The sequence below is a fragment of the Enterococcus pernyi genome (assembly GCF_045371165.1).
GTDB lineage: Bacteria > Bacillota > Bacilli > Lactobacillales > Enterococcaceae > Enterococcus_B > Enterococcus_B pernyi.
The window spans coordinates 76,091-94,846 of sequence record NZ_JBIQDM010000011.1 but is presented as its reverse complement, the minus strand read 5'-3'; the positions used below and the strand labels follow the sequence as shown (position 1 = coordinate 94,846).

Sequence of the window (18,756 nt, the reverse complement as noted above, 5' to 3'; positions counted from 1 at the left end):
ATTAAGGGTGGTATATCCCTGATTCTTTTAATAAAAGTTAATTTTTTTATAACAAATAAGTGAGGAGGGGTGATTTTAAGACGATATCTATAGATAATAGAGGACTAATGATCAAACAAATTCTACTTTGGGGAGTAGTAAGACTGTTTACGACAATTCACATTATTAAGGGATGACAAAGTAAACTTTCGGTGTGAATTTTCAGAAAATTGGCACTTTTTCTAAGTGACTATATGTTTAAAATGAGTATTCAAAAATTAAATCTATTATTTGAGGTTAGGAGATAGAATATGGAAAAGTATATTTTTTTTGTTAGTTTATTAATTGTTTTGACTGGGTGTACGAAGATAGGTACAGAGCGTATAGATGCGAATAAAGACAAAATAAATGAAAGTATGTTATTAGAAAACACTACAGAAAATGAAGAAGACGTGACTCTATTAAGTGATGTAGTTTCTTATTTAGTATTAGTTAACAAAGAAAAAGGGTTACCCTCCACTTACATGCCAGACGACTTAGTCGTACCACAAGTATTGAATGTGGATTATCAAGTGAGCGAAGCGATTCTGATGCGAAGAGAAGCGGCTCAGATGTTAGAAAAACTATTCCAAACAGCTACCAACGAAGCGGGGTATACTTTATTAGCTGTCAGTGGTTTCCGCTCCTACGAAGCACAAGCTAAACTGTACAATGAATATGTCCAGACTTATGGTCAAATCTCAAATCGAAGCGGATCGATTCAGTGCGCAACCAGGGCACAGCGAGCATCAAACAGGTTTAGCGATGGATGTAACCTCTGAAAGTGTAACGAAACAGCTAGATCAAACATTTGGTGAAACACCGGAAGGCCAATGGTTATAAAAAAATGCCCATCGTTTTGGTTATATCATTAGATATCCAGAAGGTAGAGAACAAGATACTGGATATATGTATGAGCCTTGGCACGTCAGATATGTAGGTGTAGAACCAGCAACAGAGATAACTGAAAAAGGATTGATCTTAGAGGAATATTTGGCCAATTGATTCATGTTCGTAATAATTAAAATTATATGACAATTCTACCCATTGTAGTAAATAACATAAGTGTAATATAAAACGAATCATTTCCAATGGCTGTATTCTTTTTGGAAATGATTCCTCTTATTAAAATTACCTAAACAGGTTTTATATAAAATCTGTCCAAACAAATGATTATCTTCGTGCATCTTTTAGAGAATAAAGCTTCGTTGCGTTTGGATCGATCAAAGTGAATAATTCATTCCAATTCTCTGCTGTTGGGATCGTATCAAAAAGAAGCGTTGTTTTACCAGTAAGGGTTGAAATTAAATACTCACTATAATTTGTCACGATTACATCAAATTTTATCTTTTTAATTCTCTCAATATCCGTATCATGTTTATTAGGAAAGTATACTCGATGAGTAGTACCTAAATAATTAATAGCAGTCGCTTCAATCAGTTCACGAATGTAAGAATTTCCTTCTAACAGAAAGGCGATTTGTTTGCTCGGTCTTGCATGAACTAAAGATAATGTATAGTTCAGGAGTGTTAAACTTATAGAAACGCCTTCTATTTGTTTCAACGTTAACTCGTATGTTTCACCTAATGTATGTTGTATAAAAGCTTCATTTCGTTGGTATTCACAAGGGAATTTTTGCTTTGAATACAAAGTGATATCATCGAGATTCTGCAATAAAATAGGGGAAAGACGATATTTCAAATGAGTACTAAAAAAAAATGAACGAATATAAAGGGAGCAGATGGACTTCTCTTGTTCGGTATCAAAGGCTAGTTCAAGAAATTGCTTTGTCCATTCTTCAATCTCCTTTGGCTGTGGTTGGAGGGATTGGAAAATCTGTTCTGATTCCTCATCAAAGACTGAACGCTTACATAGAGTGAGAAGATAAATATATTGTTTTTCTTCCAAACTTAGATCATTATCAAAGTATTCTAAAATCACTTGTTTCAAGATTTCATTGTACAATAGTACCTTTTTTTCATTTAAGATAACGAGGTTATCGGGGAGGTTATCAATAGTTTTTCCATTAAAAGAACGAGTCAACGTGATATATAAATGATAGTTGAAACTTTCAAAAGTAATGGGTGCACATTCTTTAAGCGTAATTTTCTCGGTTATTTTAGCCGTTATTTCTTTGACTTCTAACGTAGGAAAGACGGTATGGGGAGTTATATCCGAGTCAGAATAAAAACTATGGAAAAAATGACGTATATTTATTTCTTTTCCGTGAAAATCAACGGGTGAAGTTTTTAATTTTATTTGAAATTCAGAGAGAAAAGATTGGGCTTTATATATATATCTTAGCAAGGTGCTTTCGGACAAATGTAACTGATCTGATAATTCAGGTACATTGTAAAGGTGACCAAAAAAAATATTTTCTATCATGATAAATAAAGGTTCATTTTGTAATAAAGATTGCTTAATTTCCTTATAACGATAATCATCAGAAACGTTAAAATGATAGCCACTTGGAGAGGTGGATAGATCAATTGATTCATTGAAAATATTTTTTATTTCTTGAATATCTTTTATGATCGTGCGGGTAGGGATATTAAGAACTTCGGAAAGGTTATTTAAAGTTGTTGAAGCGTGATGTTCAAATTTATTCAGTATCCTCAAGATACGAACAGTTTGCTTATTCATGATGAAATTCAATTGAAACTCTTTCAAAAAAAAAACTCCTTTTCATACGATTATTTCTATTAATATACAATATCGCAATGAGATAAGCGATATTTCCGCTTATCCTGCCTAATTATTTACTACAAAAAAAGAATTATTCTAAGTCAATTTTTGCTGGATGTAATGCCAGATGTGATTTAGAATAATTTTTTTTTTACAGTAAATTTAAAGCAATGAGATGTGCGATTTACGATTCAAGTGTAGTTTTCTATTTTCTACACGTAAAAATGCATATTTCTTGAAATAAAAGTGAGTAATAAGCTTGAGGGGGAGGGATATGAATCGTAAGAAGAACTACATTCTTCTAATCAGTATGTTACTGTTTCAATTTTTTGTCATAACGGAAGTATCCGGTCGTGAGGTTCGCCCATTTGAAACAGAAGGCTCAATTGGGTTTACCGGTGTATATGTACCCATAGGTTTACCTGATCCACCGCCTGATACTACCACCGATGAACCAAATGCACCCATTAGAATTGCCAGACCAGATCCAAATATATCCAATAACCATAGAAATTTTCCGAAAACCAATGCAAACAAGAGTCATTTATTGTTTCTTCTAGGAGTACTTTTGTTATTTATCCTTTGGTTATATAAGAAAAAAAGAAAGTAGAGGAGTTTTTTTAATGAAAATGATTAGATTAGCTACAATTGCAGTTTTATCATCAACAATTTTCTCTGGAGGTATGACTGTTTTTGCAGAGGAAACCAGACAAGTGACAACAGAAGGGCAAATTACTTTCGAACCTAATACAGAGGAAGAATTGGTGGTTATCCCGCCAGTTTCAGAACCGGACGTTGAAATTTCTCCAGAAATTCCCGGTACGACAGGACCATTATCGATCATGCGAGCTGTAACAATGGACTTTGGAGCACAAATCATCTCAAATGAGGATAGAACATATAACATGGTTGCTGAAATGGCGACTTTAGCGAATCCAGAAGAAGATGGTCCAACAGAAGTTCCTTATGTAAGTTTTGCTCAAGTACAAGATGTACGTGGAACAAATGCAGGTTGGGATCTGGAGGTGAGTTTAAGTGATTTTACATCTAACACACAAAATAATGTATTAACAGGTGCTGAAATTGAATTGATTGCTCCACGTATCCAATATGAAGGAATTAATCAAGAAAATGCACCATCTGCACATGCAAACAACCTGAAATTAATACCAAATGAAGGTGCAGTACCTGTAATGACTGCCGCTGAAGGACAAGGAGCAGGTGCTTCTTCCGTAGTTTGGGGGGAGCAAGCAGACTTAAATGCACAATTTGCAGCTGAAGGAAATAATGTAGTGACAAATGACGCGATTCAGTTATCTGTCCCTGGATCTACGGCAAAAGATGCAACTACCTATAGAGCGACACTGACTTGGGAATTAACGACGACACCAGGTGAAGACGCAGGTGAAAGTGCTTAAATAAAAAAACTTGTAGTGCCACGCTTTGTGGCACTACGTATTAATAAAAGGAGTGTCTATCGATGAAAAAAATACATACATATACCGTAAAGAAAAATTATTGCTTTTCTGGACTAGTACTGTTGTTTTTGTTTTCTCTCATATCTAATGTGTTTGTCTATGCTAACGACGATACGTTAAATTTTTATGTGAGTCCTGAATTTCCAGAAAGCCAAGTTGAGGGAAATGAAAGCTATTTTAATTTAAATATAGAACCAGGAAGTACGGAAAACTTAACTCTAAGACTACAAAATGCGAATGAGCAAGCGAAAAAAATCCAGATAACTGCTCATACCGCGCTAACGAACGTGATGGGTGTGGTTGAATATGGAAGAGATGCAGAAGAGGCAGATCCAACGTTGTTTTATTCTTTGGCAGATTTGATTGAAGTACCGGAAGAACCAATTGAATTAGCTGGAAATGAAACGAAAACGATTTCTGTTCCACTGATTATGCCAAAAGAAAAATTCGAAGGATTTTTAGCTGGAGGATTGCGGATTACTGAAATTCAGGAGGAATCTGAAGAGGAAACAACCGAGGAAGAAGGTGTAGCTATTAAAAATGAATTTGCTTATGTTGTAGGGGTAGTAGTGAGTAATGATCGTGCGTCTGTAAAACCTGATTTAGAACTACTAGATGTATTTGCTGACCAATTAAATTATCGAAATGTGATTAGTGCAAATCTTCAAAATTTCACCCCATCATTTGTGAATCGTCTAGAGGTTGAAGCGACGATCCATAGAGAAGGCGAGGAACAAGTACTTTATCAAGCACATCAAGAGCAGATGCAAATGGCACCAAATTCTAATTTCAACTTTCCAATCTCCTTAGAAGGCGATCGTTTTCGCAGTGGTGAGTATTTGTTGAAAATGACAGCACGTTCAGGAGAAGAAGAATGGCAATGGGAAAGGAAGTTTACCATTGATGCGGATGAAGCCAGAGCATTGAATAAACAAGATGTTACGATTGATACGAGTATTAATTGGTGGTTGATCACAACCCTTTGTCTTTTTATGCTATTACTAATTATCGTTGGAAGACTCGCAATCAAAAGTAAGAAAAAATAAGATGAGAAGAGAGGCATCAAAATGAAACGTATTTTTTCAAAATGGTTAATCCCTATCATGATAGGGACGATAGGTTTACAGATTGTTTGCCCAACAATCACTTCTTTCTTTTTACCTACGATCTATGCCTTGGATAATAGAGAATCGATTGGAAATCAAGGTGAATTAGGGAGGTCGTTGATTCCTGAAGTTCAATCATCTGATTTAGGAGGATATGTTCAATTAGCTGAAACAAGTAAGACTGGCTATGTAGGAGAAACGGTCATCGTATCGTTTATCTTAAGTGATTCTGTTCAATCTGTTGAAATGATATTGCCTGAAGAAGCAATGATTGTAAAAGAAGTACTCCCTGCGGATGTGGAAGTTGAAAAAGCCCACGATACCAATAAGTGGATGATCAAATCTGAAGTGGCAGGGATTAGGATTGCACTTCCTTTACGTTTTGAGGATAAGGGAAATTATGAAGTTCAGATAGGTACAGAAAGAATAAAAATCGAAATAATCAAAGAAGAGAAGGCAGTAAGTGCTACAGACGAAAACGAGGCTGTAACTGAAGAGAATATAGTTGAAGATGAAGAAATTGATGTGTCTCAGGTTGCAAATGCGGAAGAAACAATACCAGAAACTGATAGAATAGAGGATAGCCAAAAGGATGAAACGAACACAAGTGAAACAACGCTTAGAGATCCAATCACACCTTTAGATGAAATCAATCATCGAGATGTTTCGAATTGGCAGGAATTTATGTTGGCATTAGTTGATCCAACAATTAACTATATCAATGTGATTAATGACTTTGAATCTACAGATAACCCAACTGCAGGACTTACGGGTGTACAAGGGAACAGTGCAACATCAAATCCAAATGGGGGTGCTGTATATATATGGATCAATGCCTCTCAAATATCTCGTAAATTAGTAATTGAAGGAAATGATCATCAGATTGATTTTCGGGCCGTAGCTGTAGGATATGTTAACAGTACTTTCAATGCTAATACCCCGTGGGATATAACATTTCAAAATATTGATATTGTTCATGGGAATTACTATGGAGCGATGAATTTCACCAATTTGAGTGGGACATTTCAGAGTCAGTCAAGAATGCGATACCATAATTTGACAAATGCCGGTAATCAGTTGATTCATTCTTTGTCAACACCAGTTATCTTATCAGGTCATGTAACATCTCACCAAGTAGTGACATACACTTCGAGGTCTGGTAGAGTTCAAAACATCAATAATATTTTCCAAGCTAATATGGAAGTCAACCAACTTGAGATTTTAGATGGATCGACTGTTGAACTTTCTACAATAAGTTCGGGAAATATTATGCTATATTATAACACTGGTAAAATGACTATTGGAGACGATGTAAAAATGGAAGTAACGGCATCTGGTACAGGTGGCGAAGCAAATGGTGCGAATATAATGATTGCCAATGGTAACTTGACTATCGGAAAACGTTCTGAGATTATTCTTAATCCACGATTCAATTCTCCAGCAATTACTTTGACAGGATCAGGTTCTCAAGTTGATTTATTGGAAGAAAGTGAAGTTATTATTAATGCAAGCGGAAGAACTAATAATGCTAATAATTCTTCATCTAATATAATATTTATGGCAGCGCAAAGTTCATTAAATGTTGGCAAAAAAAGCAAGTTAGAAATATCTGCGTCCGATCAAGGGAATTCAACGGCTAGCGTTATATATGTAGCTGGTGCTGCAACCTTCACAGTTGATAAGGAAGGTATCTTAGACATTAAATCAGATAGTACTGCATCAACTCATAGTTTAATGACATTTACAAGCGCAGCATCTACGTTTTCTTTCGCAGATGCTAGAAAAATAAATTTAGAAAGAACAAGATCGATTCTGGGACTACTACCAACGAATGGATTGATTAGTATCTCAGGAAGTACAGGGCTTTTAGACGTCGATATTCAATCAGTCAAACAATGGCAACATGGGAATTTAAGTGAGGAACCAGATTTTAGCTGGACACCTATCTTTAATTTGAAAATCAATTATGCAGGAACCCTACCGACAATCAACAATGTCTCTTCAATTTCACAGAATATAGAAGATAGTTTTAGAACAAATTTTACAACTCGTGCTCAACGTATCTTATTTGAATATATTCCTGATGTGGAAGTATCCATGGAGACTCTATCGGAAGATCCTTCGCTGGAAAATTCTAAAATTATCCGAGGAAAAGCGACTCCTCATAGTGTCATACGTTTTGATGGTGATCCAGCGATACCAGAACCAACCATTGATTCAGCAAATTATGCAGAAGAGGAAAAGTACCATATTCAAGCAGACGAGAATGGAGACTATGCGTTTCAGTTACCTTTTGGGTCGTACTTTACTAAAAATAACATAGTAAAGGCGTATGCTTTTTTAAACGGAAAATCTGATTTAGCTGAAACAATCGTAGAAGGAATCAAGGATCTTGATCCGTTAGATCCAATTGATAGTGTTACGCCAATCACCCCTGAGAATCCACCCAATATTCCAGAAAAACAAGGTTTTGTCAGTATCGATTTTGTCTCTCAATTTGATTTTGGAAAAAATGGAATAGCGGTTGATGAAGAAACCTATTATGCTCAACCTCAACGTTTGCTGTCGGCTGATGATACGGAAAATCAGGAAGAACGCCCTAACTTTATCCAAATCAGTGATCGACGTTCAACGACTCAAAGAAATGGTTGGCAATTGACAGTCACACAGAATGATCAATTTAAAAACAAAGAAGGTAAAGAATTGAATGGAGCAAGCGTGTACTTTAGAAATCAAAGTTTGATGACAGCACAAGGAGGAATAGCCCCTAGTTTGCAACAAACGGAGCCCCATGAATTGATACCTGGAGTGAAACGTGTGTTATTATGGGCGCAGAATAATGAAGGAACAGGTACTTGGATCTATCGTTTCGGTGATGAACGTACAGCAAGTGAAAGTATAGGGTTGACGGTTCCAAAAGGTTCCAATCCAGAAGCGATTCAGTATTCTACAACCTTTACTTGGGAACTGAGTGCCGTACCTGGAAATTGAATAATAAGAAAGATAACAAAATGAATGAAGATGTTGGAATGGATACCAACATCTTTTTTTTGAACAAAGGAATGACAAAAGACTACTATAAAATAATCAAAAATATAGTTATTTGCTTAACTTATACCAGACTAATAAAAGTAGAAGTCATTTTTTCGAAGAATAGTTGGCAAAAAAACACATATGTATCTTCTAGTAGTAAGGAAATAGAAGAAGCATATGTGTTCAAATAGCTAATCATTTTAGGTCGTGCTTCCTTGAATCAATTTCACTGGCAACACATAGTTGGATTCAAGTGGTTTCTCTGGATCTTGGATCCGTTGGAGCATTAGGTCGACTAAGATGTCAGCAATATCTGTAATTGGTTGTGCGATGGTCGAGAGCTGTGGGAAATAATTTTGAATTATTTTTGTTCCATCATACCCGATGATTTTTATTTCTTCAGGAATTTTAATATGCAACTCTTGACAGAGATTATAGGCTAAAATAGCAGTTAAATCGTCTGTACAAAATAAACCATCAATTGTTTCCATTTCTAAAATCCGTTTGATCTCTAAATTTTTTAAAGCAGTTGAGCGGGCAGTAGAATGAAAATGAAACACGTGCGGCTCTAACTGGAATTCTTCCATAAATGCCAAATATCCATTCAATCGTTGATTGGTCGGTGAATTTGATTCTTGGGAGCCAGTTAAGATGGCAATGTTTCTGGCACCTTTTAAATAAAGGTTTTCGGTAGCTAAGTATCCACCACGTAAATTGTCACTACTGATAATTGGAATTCCTTCTGCTAAATAGCGGTCGAAGGAGACAATGGGTAGTTCAATATTTTCGTATTCTTGGATACCCAGATTATGCGCTCCAGCAAGGATACCATCTACTTTGTTTGCAGCTAACATGTTGAGGTAGTTTCGTTCTTTTTCTTTATTGTTTGCACTATCGCATAATATTGAACGGTATCCTAAATCAAATAGCTTACTTTCTAATTGTTCGACTAATTCACCAAAGAAAGGGTTGGCAACTGTAGGAAAAATCAAGCCAATCAATTGGGTGTTTTTTCCTTGAAGAGAACGAGCCAATGAATTGGGTTGATAATTTAATTCTTTCATTGCTTGATTTACTTTATCGATTGTTTTTTGGCTCAATGAGCCGTAGTTATTGATGACACGTGATACAGTGGTTGGTGAGACTCCAGCCTTTTTGGCTACATCGGTTAATTTAACAACCATTTAACTTACCCTCTATTCATTCATTTTACGTAACTTCCAAAGCGTTCCTGAGAAGGCATGGTCACATTCGATCAAGAGTGTGGTCTGTTCGCTTGAAGGGAAAATTCGGGCAGTAGCCGTTTGTTTACCGTCATTGATAAAGATTTCGACTACAGAAATATCAACAAAGATTTGTAAAGACAAAGGTTCTTGTGAAATTGTAAATTCTCTTGTGACACCATAATCTTCTGCAAATACTTCTCCTGATAAGCTACGATCTATTTTCATTTTACCATGCCTGCGATCGAAAGAGAGGATCAATCCGTTATTTCCCATGGGATCACTACATAAATGAATTTTTCCACTTTGATTTTCTTTAAACTCTAAGTTGATTTCGTAGCGATTTTGCTCGGTATTTATCTGTGAGACTGAATGATTCAAAGAACATGGCGGATCAATCCGTAATTGACTCATTTCTTTTACAGGACGTTGATAGAGTGTCCCATTTTCAATCGTCAACTCTTTGACGATACTTAAACAATGGGCCCAGCCAAATGGATCAGTCGGATAACTGATTTCAGGCAACCCGATCCAACTAACTGCTAAGGCACGACCATCAGGAGCGTTGAATGCTTGAGTAGCATAAAGATCAAAGCCTTCGTCAAGATTTTTAAGGGTTGAAGGTTGGGTAAGTTGATTCGTTTCGATGTCATAGGCTTCTCCGATGATGTAAGCATTCGGGTATATATTTTGATACTCCAAAATTGACTGTTCTAAGCCTTGTGGACAAAAGAGCAATAGCGCTTTTCCGTCAATGAATACTAAGTTAGGACACTCGATCATAAATCCCATCGATTGTTGCGTAAATTGTAAAGGACCTGCGTAAGACCAAGTGTCTAGATCGGGACTACGGTAAACTAAAATTTCCCCTTGTTTATTTTGATTTTGTGCACCCAACAATAACAAATATTCGTCTTTATAAAAAATCACTTGAGGATCTCGAAATTCTTGTGTATAGCCGTAAGGTGGCTTAGAAATCAGTGGGGTGGTTAATTTGGATAGTTCGCCATTAGGTTGCATCCATGCACCCAACTGATACGAAGTGCGTGCCCAATTTTCATCACGGACATTGCCTGTATAGGCCAAAAATAATTTGTCATTAACCGGAAGTGCTGAACCGGAATAGACGCCATGACTATCATATGATGTGCTGGGTAGAAGTTTCAATCCTTCCTCTTGCCAATCGACTAAATTCTTAGAAGTCAAGTGGTACCAAGATTTTAACCCATGAACAGCGCCCATCGGATAAGCTTGGTAAAATAAGTGCCATTTGCCGTTGAAAAAAGAAAAACCATTTGGGTCGTTCAACAAACCAGAAGGTGGCTGAATGTGGTAATCCAAACGCCAAGGAGAATGAGCTACTTGTTCCTTTAACAGTGTTTGATACTCTTGAGGCCACGCCTGATAAGCTTGATAACGTAGTTGACGTGTCCATTTAAAATTATTATTCATAAGTACGACTCCTTGTAAACGTATTCTATTATAGAATAGCTCGAACCAGCATTAATGTCAAACGCATATCATTATTGTTGTTTGTTTTATCATTCTCTCTAGTTATTTATTATAAAATATAAGCTTTATTTTTGATAAACGTTTGACAATTATGGAGTGTCGTGGCATACTCAAACTAGGATAACGGTTACAAAAAATTGATGTTTAGATTATATAGGGGGGACAAAAAGTGGATTATAAAAAAGTGGCAAAAGAAATCAATGACGCACTAGGGGAAAATAATATCCAAGCTGCCGCACATTGTGCAACTCGTTTGCGTTTAGTATTAAAAGATCAAGCGAAAGTGAATCAAAAGGCACTAGATGCCATTGATGAAGTAAAAGGAACCTTTGAAGCAAATCATCAATTCCAAATCATTATAGGCGCAGGTGATGTGAATAATGTTTACGACGAACTTATCCAGCTGACCGGTACAAAAGAAGCATCGACTGACGATTTGAAAGCGGTAGCACAATCAGGGAAGAAACAGAATCCTTTTATGTCCTTGATCAAAGTACTGTCTGATATATTCGTACCAATTGTTCCTGCTTTAGTCGCAGGTGGGTTATTGATGGCAATCAATAATGTTTTGACCGCACAAGATCTATTCGGACCACAATCAGTGATTGAGATGTATCCTAATTTAAAAGATGTGACTAGCATTATTAATTTACTGGCTTCTGCTCCATTTGCATTTCTCCCGATCCTAGTAGGTTTTTCAGCAACGCGAAGATTTGGTGGCAATCCTTATCTAGGAGCAGCAATGGCAATGGCGATGGTGATGCCGGAGCTGGTCAATGGGTACAGCGTAGCAAATGCTGTGGCAGAAGGAACAATGCCTTATTGGAATATTTTTGGGTTAAACATTGCTCAAGCAGGTTACCAAGGATCGGTCTTACCAGTTTTAGCTGTTTCATGGATTTTGGCAAATTTAGAGAAATTTTTCCATAAACGTTTACTTAATGCATTTGATTATACATTTACACCGATGTTAGCAATTATCATTACAGGTTTTTTGACATTCGTTGTGGTTGGTCCAGTGATGCAAACAGTCGGAGACAGCTTAACAGCAGGATTGAGTTGGTTGTATCAAACAACCGGAGCAATCGGTTTAGGGATTTTTGGTTTGTTCTATTCACCAATCGTGATCACTGGTCTTCATCAAAGTTTTCCAGCAATTGAAACATCTTTATTGGCTGATGTGGCTCGAACGGGAGGAACATTTATTTTCCCAGTTGCTTCAATGGCAAACGTTGGACAGGGGGCAGCAACACTTGCCATCATGTTATTGACTAAAAATACAAAGCAAAAAAGTTTAGCAACTTCTGCTAGCATCTCTGCTTTACTAGGAATTACAGAGCCAGCAATTTTTGGTGTCAATCTAAAATTAAAGTTTCCATTTATTTGTGGAATGATTGCTGCCGGGATTTCCTCCATGTTCATCGGTTTTTTCCATGTACTTGCTATTGCTTTAGGTCCCGCCAGCGTCATCGGCTTTATTTCAATTACGCCTAATCAGATTCCTTTTTTCATGATAGGTATCCTGATCAGTTTACTCGTTGGTTTCACTACAACATATCTTTATGGGAAAAAACATGCATACCTACTTGCTAGTGAAGAACCGGAAACAGCAGATGTACCGAGTGATGCAAAAGAAGAGGAGGAACGTGTGATAGAAGAAGTAATCGTCGCTCCTGTTTCTGGTGAACTGATATCACTGCAAGCAGTAAATGACCCTGTGTTTTCTCAAGAAATGATGGGAAAAGGAATAGCAATCAGACCAACGGAAGGACTTTTATTTGCTCCAGCCGATGGTGAACTGACTGTTGTTTATGAATCGAAACATGCCTATGGGTTGAAAACAGATGCTGGTGGAGAAATTTTGATCCATATCGGTATTGATACAGTTGGATTAAATGGTCAAGGGTTTTCGACAGAATTTCAGGTAGGAGATAAGGTAAAGAAAGGCCAGTTGTTGGGAAGATTTGATCAGCAAAAGCTCAAGCAAGCCGGCTATGATGATACGGTAATGGTGATTATTACCAATTCTTTATCGTATGAATCAATTACTCTTGTTACAGAAGGCACAGTAGATAGCAAAGAAAGATTGCTCATGCTACGTTCAAAGACAGAATCTAACTAATAAAAAGCATTGAGAAATTTTTATTTCTCAATGCTTTTTATGAAATAATTACTTATCTTCTTTTTTTGGTAATTGATTTTCTAAGTTTGTACGTACGACTAGAACATCACATGCTGCATTGCGAATAACGTATTCTGAAACAGAACCGATAAATAGACGTTCGACTGCGTTGAGTCCAGTTGCACCTAAAAGGATCAAGTCCACTTCATGGTCTTCAGGGATTTCTTTAGCAATGATATGCTTTGGAGAACCGTATTCTACCACAGTTGTCACTTGATGTAATCCAGCTTTTTTAGCTTTCATCTCATAATCGGCTAGTGTTTGCTTGGCCATTTCTGTTGCTTGTTCTGCCAACATGCCATCAAAGGATGAAACAGTTTGGAAAGATCGTGTGTCAATGACATGAGCTAATAAAAGCTCGCTGTTATTTCTTAAAGCAACGTTTACTGCTTTTTTAAACGCTAATTCGGCTTCTTCAGAACCGTCGACCGCAACCATGATTTTTCTATATTGTTGTAACATCAGCATTCACTCCTTCAAAAAAGATACTTGGTTTACAATTCTATTGTAAAGCAAATTCAAAGAAATGAGAATTATTTACTGTCAGGTTTCGTCATTTTTTTGGCAAAACCGATGCTGAAGACAGAGGCAACAGCAATTACGATGACTAAATAAAGTAATGCAAAAAAACGATGATTGATTGCTACGACAACGAGTCCTAGAAGTCCTAAAAATGCGTAGATCGAACCGAAAATACTTAGAAAATCTTGATTCTTTTTATTCTGTTCGATAAGAACGAAAAAAATCGTTTGTTTTTTAAATAAGTAATAACTGACAAATAATAGCAATAAGGCGGCAATCGCCATCAATAAACGAATCATTGTATCCACTCCTACTTTTTCTAAAACCAATCATACCATAAAAGAGGCAGCACCGATAAATCGGTACTGCCTCTTAATAGGTAAAAAAATGGTAATCTCCGTTAATGCCGTTGTTTGTCCTGTAGTATTGATCCCGCGAATTCAAGCAGGTGGGTCCCATGGTCGTCGCATCGAACTACCAAATGATAAGGCATGTTACCAGCTGTGACACAAGACAGGTCCCAAGATATCAATAAAAATGTTCGGTCAACACACAAAGAGGACAATTCGAACATCACAGATTTCCCACTTCTATAGTAGCACATGGATTTAAAAAGAGCAATGTGGGCGCTCAATAATTTTGAACGCTTTCAATGACGGTGGTTATTGTGTTTTTTTCTGCCATTCTTTAATGCGCTGATATTGCTGTCCTAAGGCTTGTTCGTACTTCCCAGTATTTTTAGGTTGATAATACTGTGTATGTTTCAGTTTATCAGGTAGATATTGTTGATCGACCCAAGCATTTTCGTAGCTATGAGGATATTGATAGTCTACACCTCGATTCAATGACTTGGCCCCTTGATAATGGCTATCTTTTAAGTGATCAGGAATTTCGCCTGCCTTTCCTGCTCTTATGTCTGCAATGGCTGTATCTAATGCGGTATAGGCAGAATTGGATTTTGGTGAAAGGCAAAGATCGACGACTGCATCAGCTAAAGGGATACGACCTTCTGGTAGACCTAAACGTTCGGCAGCTAGCACAGCGTTGACTGTTCGAGCCGCAGCAGCAGGGTTGCCTAAGCCAATATCTTCGTAGCCAATCACCATCAGGCGACGACAAATACTTGCTAAATCCCCAGCTTCGACTAAACGCGCCAAGTAATGTAATGCAGCATCCACGTCGCTCCCACGAATGGATTTTTGAAATGCGGAGATCACATCATAGTGAGCATCCCCATTTTTATCATGCGTCAATGCTTTTCGCTGGATACACTCTTCGATAATCGCGAGGGTGAGATGAATTGTACCGTCTTCTTGTTTTTTAGTGGAACGTACAGCAAGTTCCAAGCCATTAAGTGCGCTTCTCAAATCACCGTTAGTGGCACGAGATAGATGAAGCAAGGCATTTTCATCTATTTTAATCGATGATTCTCCTAAGCCATTTTCTTTATCGGACAATGCACGATGAATTGCTAATTGGATATCTTCTTCGTCTAACGGTTTTACCTCAAAGATCTGTGTCCGACTACGGATTGCTGGATTAATCGTGATATAAGGATTTTCAGTGGTTGCCCCAATCAAGATGATACGACCGTTTTCTAAATGCGGAAGTAAAAAATCTTGCTTTGTTTTATCTAATCGATGGACTTCATCAAGTAAAAGAATCACAGTACCGCTCATTCTAGCTTCTTCGGCGACAACTTGTAGATCTTTTTTAGAATCGGTCGCGGCATTCAACATCCGAAAGGCAAAATTAGTTGAGCCAGCAATGGCACTAGCGATACTTGTCTTTCCTGTGCCGGGTGGTCCATATAAAATCATGGAAGATAACATTTCTGCATCAACCATTCGGCGAATGATTTTACCTTCACCAACTAAATGGCGTTGGCCAACGACTTCATCGATATTTTTCGGACGCATCCGATAGGCTAATGGTTGTTGCATCAGTCTGCCTCCTTTAGATTATTCGTTCGTTTATTATAACATATCTCATAGGATAAAGGGGCGCAAAAGGCGGAGGAATAGTCAGAATAGGGCGAGAAGCTAGAAATAGGTTTCTCTAGTTCAGCAATGGTAATCGCCAACTCGTTGACCCGCTTTTTTCATAGCTTCTTTGCCTAATATTGTGTATGATAAAGGTGGTGAAGCAAATGACAAATCAAAAACAATTAGATGAACTTTTATTAAATAAAACAACGGCAGAAGTGGCAAAAGATTTACTAGGAATGTATCTGGAATATGAAACACCAAATGGGCGCTTAGGTGGCTATATCGTAGATGCAGAAGCTTACTTAGGTCCGGAAGATCTGGCTGCTCACAGTTATGGTATGCGGCGTACGCCTCGAGTGCGTGCAATGTATGAAGAACCAGGAACGATCTATCTCTACACGATGCACACCCACTTGATTTTAAATATCATCACACAACCTGAAGGAGTACCACAAGGAGTGATGATCCGTGCCATTGAGCCTGTGGAGGGGATTGAGCAAATGAGCCTGAATCGCAAAGGGAAGGCGGGTCCTGATATTAGTAATGGTCCAGGGAAATTAGTGGCAGCCTTAGGTCTATCACCAGATTTATATGGACAGTCGATTCGTGATAGCTCGTTGCGTTTGGTTTTTGAGAAAAAACGGCTACCAAAAAAAATATTGGCGTTGCCTAGAATCGGTATACCGAATAAAGGAGAATGGACGGAAAAACCATTGCGTTTTGTCGTTGCTGGAAATCCGTATCTTTCATTACAAAAAAAGAACCAAGTCGATGAAGACTGGGGTTGGAGGAAACAAAATGAAGAAAACAACAATATTGGATTACCTTGATACAGCCATTGAAAAGAAGATCACAGACTATGATGTGGCGTTAGATTGGGACACAAAAAACCATACGATTGAGATCGTGGTACGTTTATTTGCAGAAAATCAGGCACATTTTGAATTAGATGATGCCCAAGGTGTTGTCTCGGAAGAAGAAATCATTGAATTTGAAGATGGTGTCTTATTATTCAACCCAGAAAAATCTATATTTGATGAGCAAGATTATCTGGCAGTGATCCCTTATGAAGGAAAGAAAGGGTTAGCGAGTTCTGTAGCCGATGCACTGATTGACTACTTGAATGATGTATTAGCACAAGGTCAAAGTGATCTTTTAGATTTTTTAGATGCAGAAGACGAAACAGCTGTCTTTGAATTGAAATGGGATAACCATGTGTTCACACGTTTAGTCGAAGAAAAACAACAAAATGAAAAAGATGTATATCTACCCTATCCCAGCTATTAAGGAGCAACGTATATGAAATGGAATGAAGTCAAAATCGAAACGGCGAGTGAAGCGGTTGAAGCAGTCGCAAATATTTTAATGGAAGCAGGAGCGAGTGGTGTCGCGATCGAAGATTCATTGGACGTCGAAAATTTTAAATCTGATCCTTATGGAGAAATCCTGACAAAAGAAGATTTTACAACGATTGAAGAGGGTGCCATCGTGATGGCTTATTTCCCTGAAACGATCTTTTTACCGGAAATTTTACCCTTTATCAAAGAACGTGTGACAAAATTACCCGAATTTGGATTAGCGATCGGTAAGAACATTGTGACGGTGAGTGAAGTCGAAGAAAGCAATTGGGCAACGGCTTGGAAAAAATATTATCATCCGGTTCGGATCACACGTCTACTAACTGTCGTACCAAGTTGGGAAAGTTATCAAACGACTGATCCATTAGAAAAAATCATTACATTAGACCCAGGGATGGCGTTTGGAACAGGTACGCATCCAACGACTTCTTTGACATTACAAGCACTGGAGTCGACCTTGCGAGGTGGAGAAACGCTTTTAGATGTCGGTACTGGTTCCGGAGTGTTGAGTATTGCGGCGAAGCATTTAGGGGCAAAAGAAGTCTATGCGTATGATCTCGATGAAGTGGCAGTACGTTCAGCAAAAGAAAATATGGACCTAAATGAAGTAGCAAAAGATGTGCATGTGTCAGCCAATGACCTATTAAAAGGCATCGAGAGCGAGAGCGATGTGATCGTAGCTAATATTTTGGCAGATATCATTTTGTTGATGATTCCTGATGCGTGGCGTTTACTAAAACAAACTGGGACGTTGATCGTTTCTGGAATCATTGAAGAGAAGAAAGAAATGGTTCTTACGGCGATGGAAGAACAAGGTTTTGTTGTCGATCAAGTGTTCCAACAAAAAGATTGGTATGCCATTATGCTAAAAAAGCCTGAGGTGGATTAAATGCAACGATATTTTCTAGATGAGCCTTATCGACCACAAGAGCGTTTTGTAATAGAGGGTGAAGCCTATCACCATATGGTAAGAGTTATGCGAATGGCAGTGAAAGATCAGGTCTATTTAGCATTTAACGACCAGATCGCGATCATTGCAGAAATCAGTGAAATGAAGGAGAATGAAGTCTTCTTAGTCGAAGTGGCGAAAGAAAGTGTTCAAAAAGAATTACCCTGCAAGATCACGATTGCTAGCGGATATCCTAAAGGGGATAAGTTGGATTGGATCGTACAAAAAGGGACAGAGCTAGGCGCTCACGGGTTTGTGGGATTTCCTGCTGCTGCTTCTGTCGTTAAATGGGATGCCAAAAAACGCAAAAAGCGACAAGAGCGGTTGGTCAAGATTGCACAGGAAGCGGCGGAACAGTCGCATCGCCAAGTCGTACCGCAAGTATCTTTAATGGAGACAGAAAAGCAATTTTATGAGACGCTCAGTTCGTATGATGTCCTTCTGGTTGCATATGAAGAATCAGCAAAACAAGGGGAAGCCGCTAATTTAGCCAAAATACTGCAATCTGTTTTACCAGGTACTCGGATCCTTGCAGTGTTTGGCCCAGAAGGCGGATTATCACCTCAAGAAATCGCTCATTTCGAATCACAAGGTGGCATTCTTTGTGGTCTTGGTCCAAGAATCCTACGAACAGAAACTGCGCCATTGTATTTGTTAAGTGCCGCAAGTTTCCAACTTGAATTACAAGCACTTAGCAAGTAA

General features: G+C 37.8%; 16 protein-coding genes, 1 other RNA gene and 1 pseudogene. 11 read left to right on the top strand and 7 right to left on the bottom strand.

The annotated features are described in order from the left end of the window. The first annotated feature begins 290 nt into the window (after positions 1-290). Positions 291-800: a D-alanyl-D-alanine carboxypeptidase family protein gene (locus ACH0AK_RS12255; RefSeq protein WP_499796938.1), complete on the top strand. Its 510-nt coding sequence runs from the start codon at positions 291-293 to the stop codon at positions 798-800. Beyond that, a pseudogene (locus ACH0AK_RS12250) lies at positions 691-1,023 on the top strand (M15 family metallopeptidase). The gene ACH0AK_RS12255 and the pseudogene ACH0AK_RS12250 overlap by 110 nt, the downstream one beginning before the upstream one ends. A gap of 168 nt (positions 1,024-1,191) precedes the next feature. Here the strand turns inward: ACH0AK_RS12250 and ACH0AK_RS12245 are convergent. Next, on the bottom strand, positions 1,192-2,688 hold the full coding sequence (locus ACH0AK_RS12245) for an AcpB/EbpR/MafR family transcriptional regulator (protein WP_010734207.1): 1,497 nt from the start codon (positions 2,686-2,688) through the stop codon (positions 1,192-1,194). A gap of 289 nt (positions 2,689-2,977) precedes the next feature. Between ACH0AK_RS12245 and ACH0AK_RS12240 the strand changes: the two genes are divergently transcribed. The 4 genes from ACH0AK_RS12240 to ACH0AK_RS12225 all read left to right on the top strand — a co-directional run bounded on the left by ACH0AK_RS12240 (position 2,978) and on the right by ACH0AK_RS12225 (position 8,278). Further along, entirely contained in the window at positions 2,978-3,313 is a 336-nt protein-coding gene (locus tag ACH0AK_RS12240) for an EF2685/EF0750 family sortase-dependent surface protein (protein WP_137072877.1), read from the top strand. Positions 3,314-3,326: 13 nt separating this feature from the next. Further along, on the top strand, positions 3,327-4,121 hold the full coding sequence (locus ACH0AK_RS12235; protein WP_023520436.1) for a WxL domain-containing protein: 795 nt from the start codon (positions 3,327-3,329) through the stop codon (positions 4,119-4,121). 62 nt (positions 4,122-4,183) lie between these two features. Further along, positions 4,184-5,227 carry a WxLIP family cell surface protein gene (locus ACH0AK_RS12230; RefSeq protein WP_438846706.1) on the top strand — a complete coding sequence of 348 codons (1,044 nt, stop codon included), beginning with the start codon at positions 4,184-4,186 and terminating at the stop codon, positions 5,225-5,227. Between the two features lie 21 nt (positions 5,228-5,248). Continuing rightward, positions 5,249-8,278 carry a WxL domain-containing protein gene (locus tag ACH0AK_RS12225; RefSeq protein ID WP_499796937.1) on the top strand — a complete coding sequence of 1,010 codons (3,030 nt, stop codon included), beginning with the start codon at positions 5,249-5,251 and terminating at the stop codon, positions 8,276-8,278. A gap of 242 nt (positions 8,279-8,520) precedes the next feature. Here ACH0AK_RS12225 and ACH0AK_RS12220 read toward each other — a convergent pair whose 3' ends face one another. Together ACH0AK_RS12220 and ACH0AK_RS12215 are read right to left on the bottom strand one after the other, a co-directional pair. After that, on the bottom strand, positions 8,521-9,504 hold the full coding sequence (locus ACH0AK_RS12220) for a LacI family DNA-binding transcriptional regulator (RefSeq protein ID WP_023520433.1): 984 nt from the start codon (positions 9,502-9,504) through the stop codon (positions 8,521-8,523). Positions 9,505-9,516: 12 nt separating this feature from the next. Then, positions 9,517-10,995: a sucrose-6-phosphate hydrolase gene (locus ACH0AK_RS12215; RefSeq protein WP_499796936.1), complete on the bottom strand. Its 1,479-nt coding sequence runs from the start codon at positions 10,993-10,995 to the stop codon at positions 9,517-9,519. Positions 10,996-11,224: 229 nt separating this feature from the next. Here ACH0AK_RS12215 and ACH0AK_RS12210 point away from each other — a divergent pair, with 229 nt between their 5' ends. Beyond that, a complete protein-coding gene (locus tag ACH0AK_RS12210; RefSeq protein WP_499796935.1) occupies positions 11,225-13,177 on the top strand; it encodes a sucrose-specific PTS transporter subunit IIBC in 1,953 nt (650 codons plus the stop codon). A gap of 48 nt (positions 13,178-13,225) precedes the next feature. On the opposite strand, the gene ACH0AK_RS12205 is transcribed toward ACH0AK_RS12210, so the two are convergent. The 4 genes from ACH0AK_RS12205 to ACH0AK_RS12190 all read right to left on the bottom strand — a co-directional run bounded on the left by ACH0AK_RS12205 (position 13,226) and on the right by ACH0AK_RS12190 (position 15,702). After that, positions 13,226-13,699 carry a universal stress protein gene (locus tag ACH0AK_RS12205; RefSeq protein WP_010734215.1) on the bottom strand — a complete coding sequence of 158 codons (474 nt, stop codon included), beginning with the start codon at positions 13,697-13,699 and terminating at the stop codon, positions 13,226-13,228. A gap of 71 nt (positions 13,700-13,770) precedes the next feature. Next, positions 13,771-14,058, bottom strand: coding sequence for a hypothetical protein (locus tag ACH0AK_RS12200; RefSeq protein WP_010734216.1), 288 nt, complete (start codon positions 14,056-14,058; stop codon positions 13,771-13,773). Between the two features lie 91 nt (positions 14,059-14,149). Next, a non-coding RNA gene (ssrS, locus tag ACH0AK_RS12195) (6S RNA) lies at positions 14,150-14,344 on the bottom strand. A 77-nt stretch (positions 14,345-14,421) separates the two neighbouring features. Then, positions 14,422-15,702 carry a replication-associated recombination protein A gene (locus tag ACH0AK_RS12190; protein WP_153830542.1) on the bottom strand — a complete coding sequence of 427 codons (1,281 nt, stop codon included), beginning with the start codon at positions 15,700-15,702 and terminating at the stop codon, positions 14,422-14,424. A gap of 206 nt (positions 15,703-15,908) precedes the next feature. On the opposite strand from ACH0AK_RS12190, the gene ACH0AK_RS12185 reads away from it, so the two are divergent. From ACH0AK_RS12185 to ACH0AK_RS12170, 4 genes are read left to right on the top strand one after another with little or no spacing between them, the layout of a single operon-like run. Further along, complete coding sequence (locus tag ACH0AK_RS12185) at positions 15,909-16,577, top strand: DNA-3-methyladenine glycosylase (protein WP_023520430.1); 669 nt, start codon at positions 15,909-15,911, stop codon at positions 16,575-16,577. Then, complete coding sequence (locus ACH0AK_RS12180) at positions 16,546-17,034, top strand: DUF3013 family protein (RefSeq protein WP_010734219.1); 489 nt, start codon at positions 16,546-16,548, stop codon at positions 17,032-17,034. The genes ACH0AK_RS12185 and ACH0AK_RS12180 overlap by 32 nt, the downstream gene beginning before the upstream one ends. Positions 17,035-17,046: 12 nt before the next feature. Further along, positions 17,047-17,994, top strand: coding sequence for a 50S ribosomal protein L11 methyltransferase (prmA, locus tag ACH0AK_RS12175; protein WP_010734220.1), 948 nt, complete (start codon positions 17,047-17,049; stop codon positions 17,992-17,994). Then, positions 17,995-18,756, top strand: coding sequence for a 16S rRNA (uracil(1498)-N(3))-methyltransferase (locus ACH0AK_RS12170; RefSeq protein WP_010734221.1), 762 nt, complete (start codon positions 17,995-17,997; stop codon positions 18,754-18,756). It begins immediately after the preceding gene.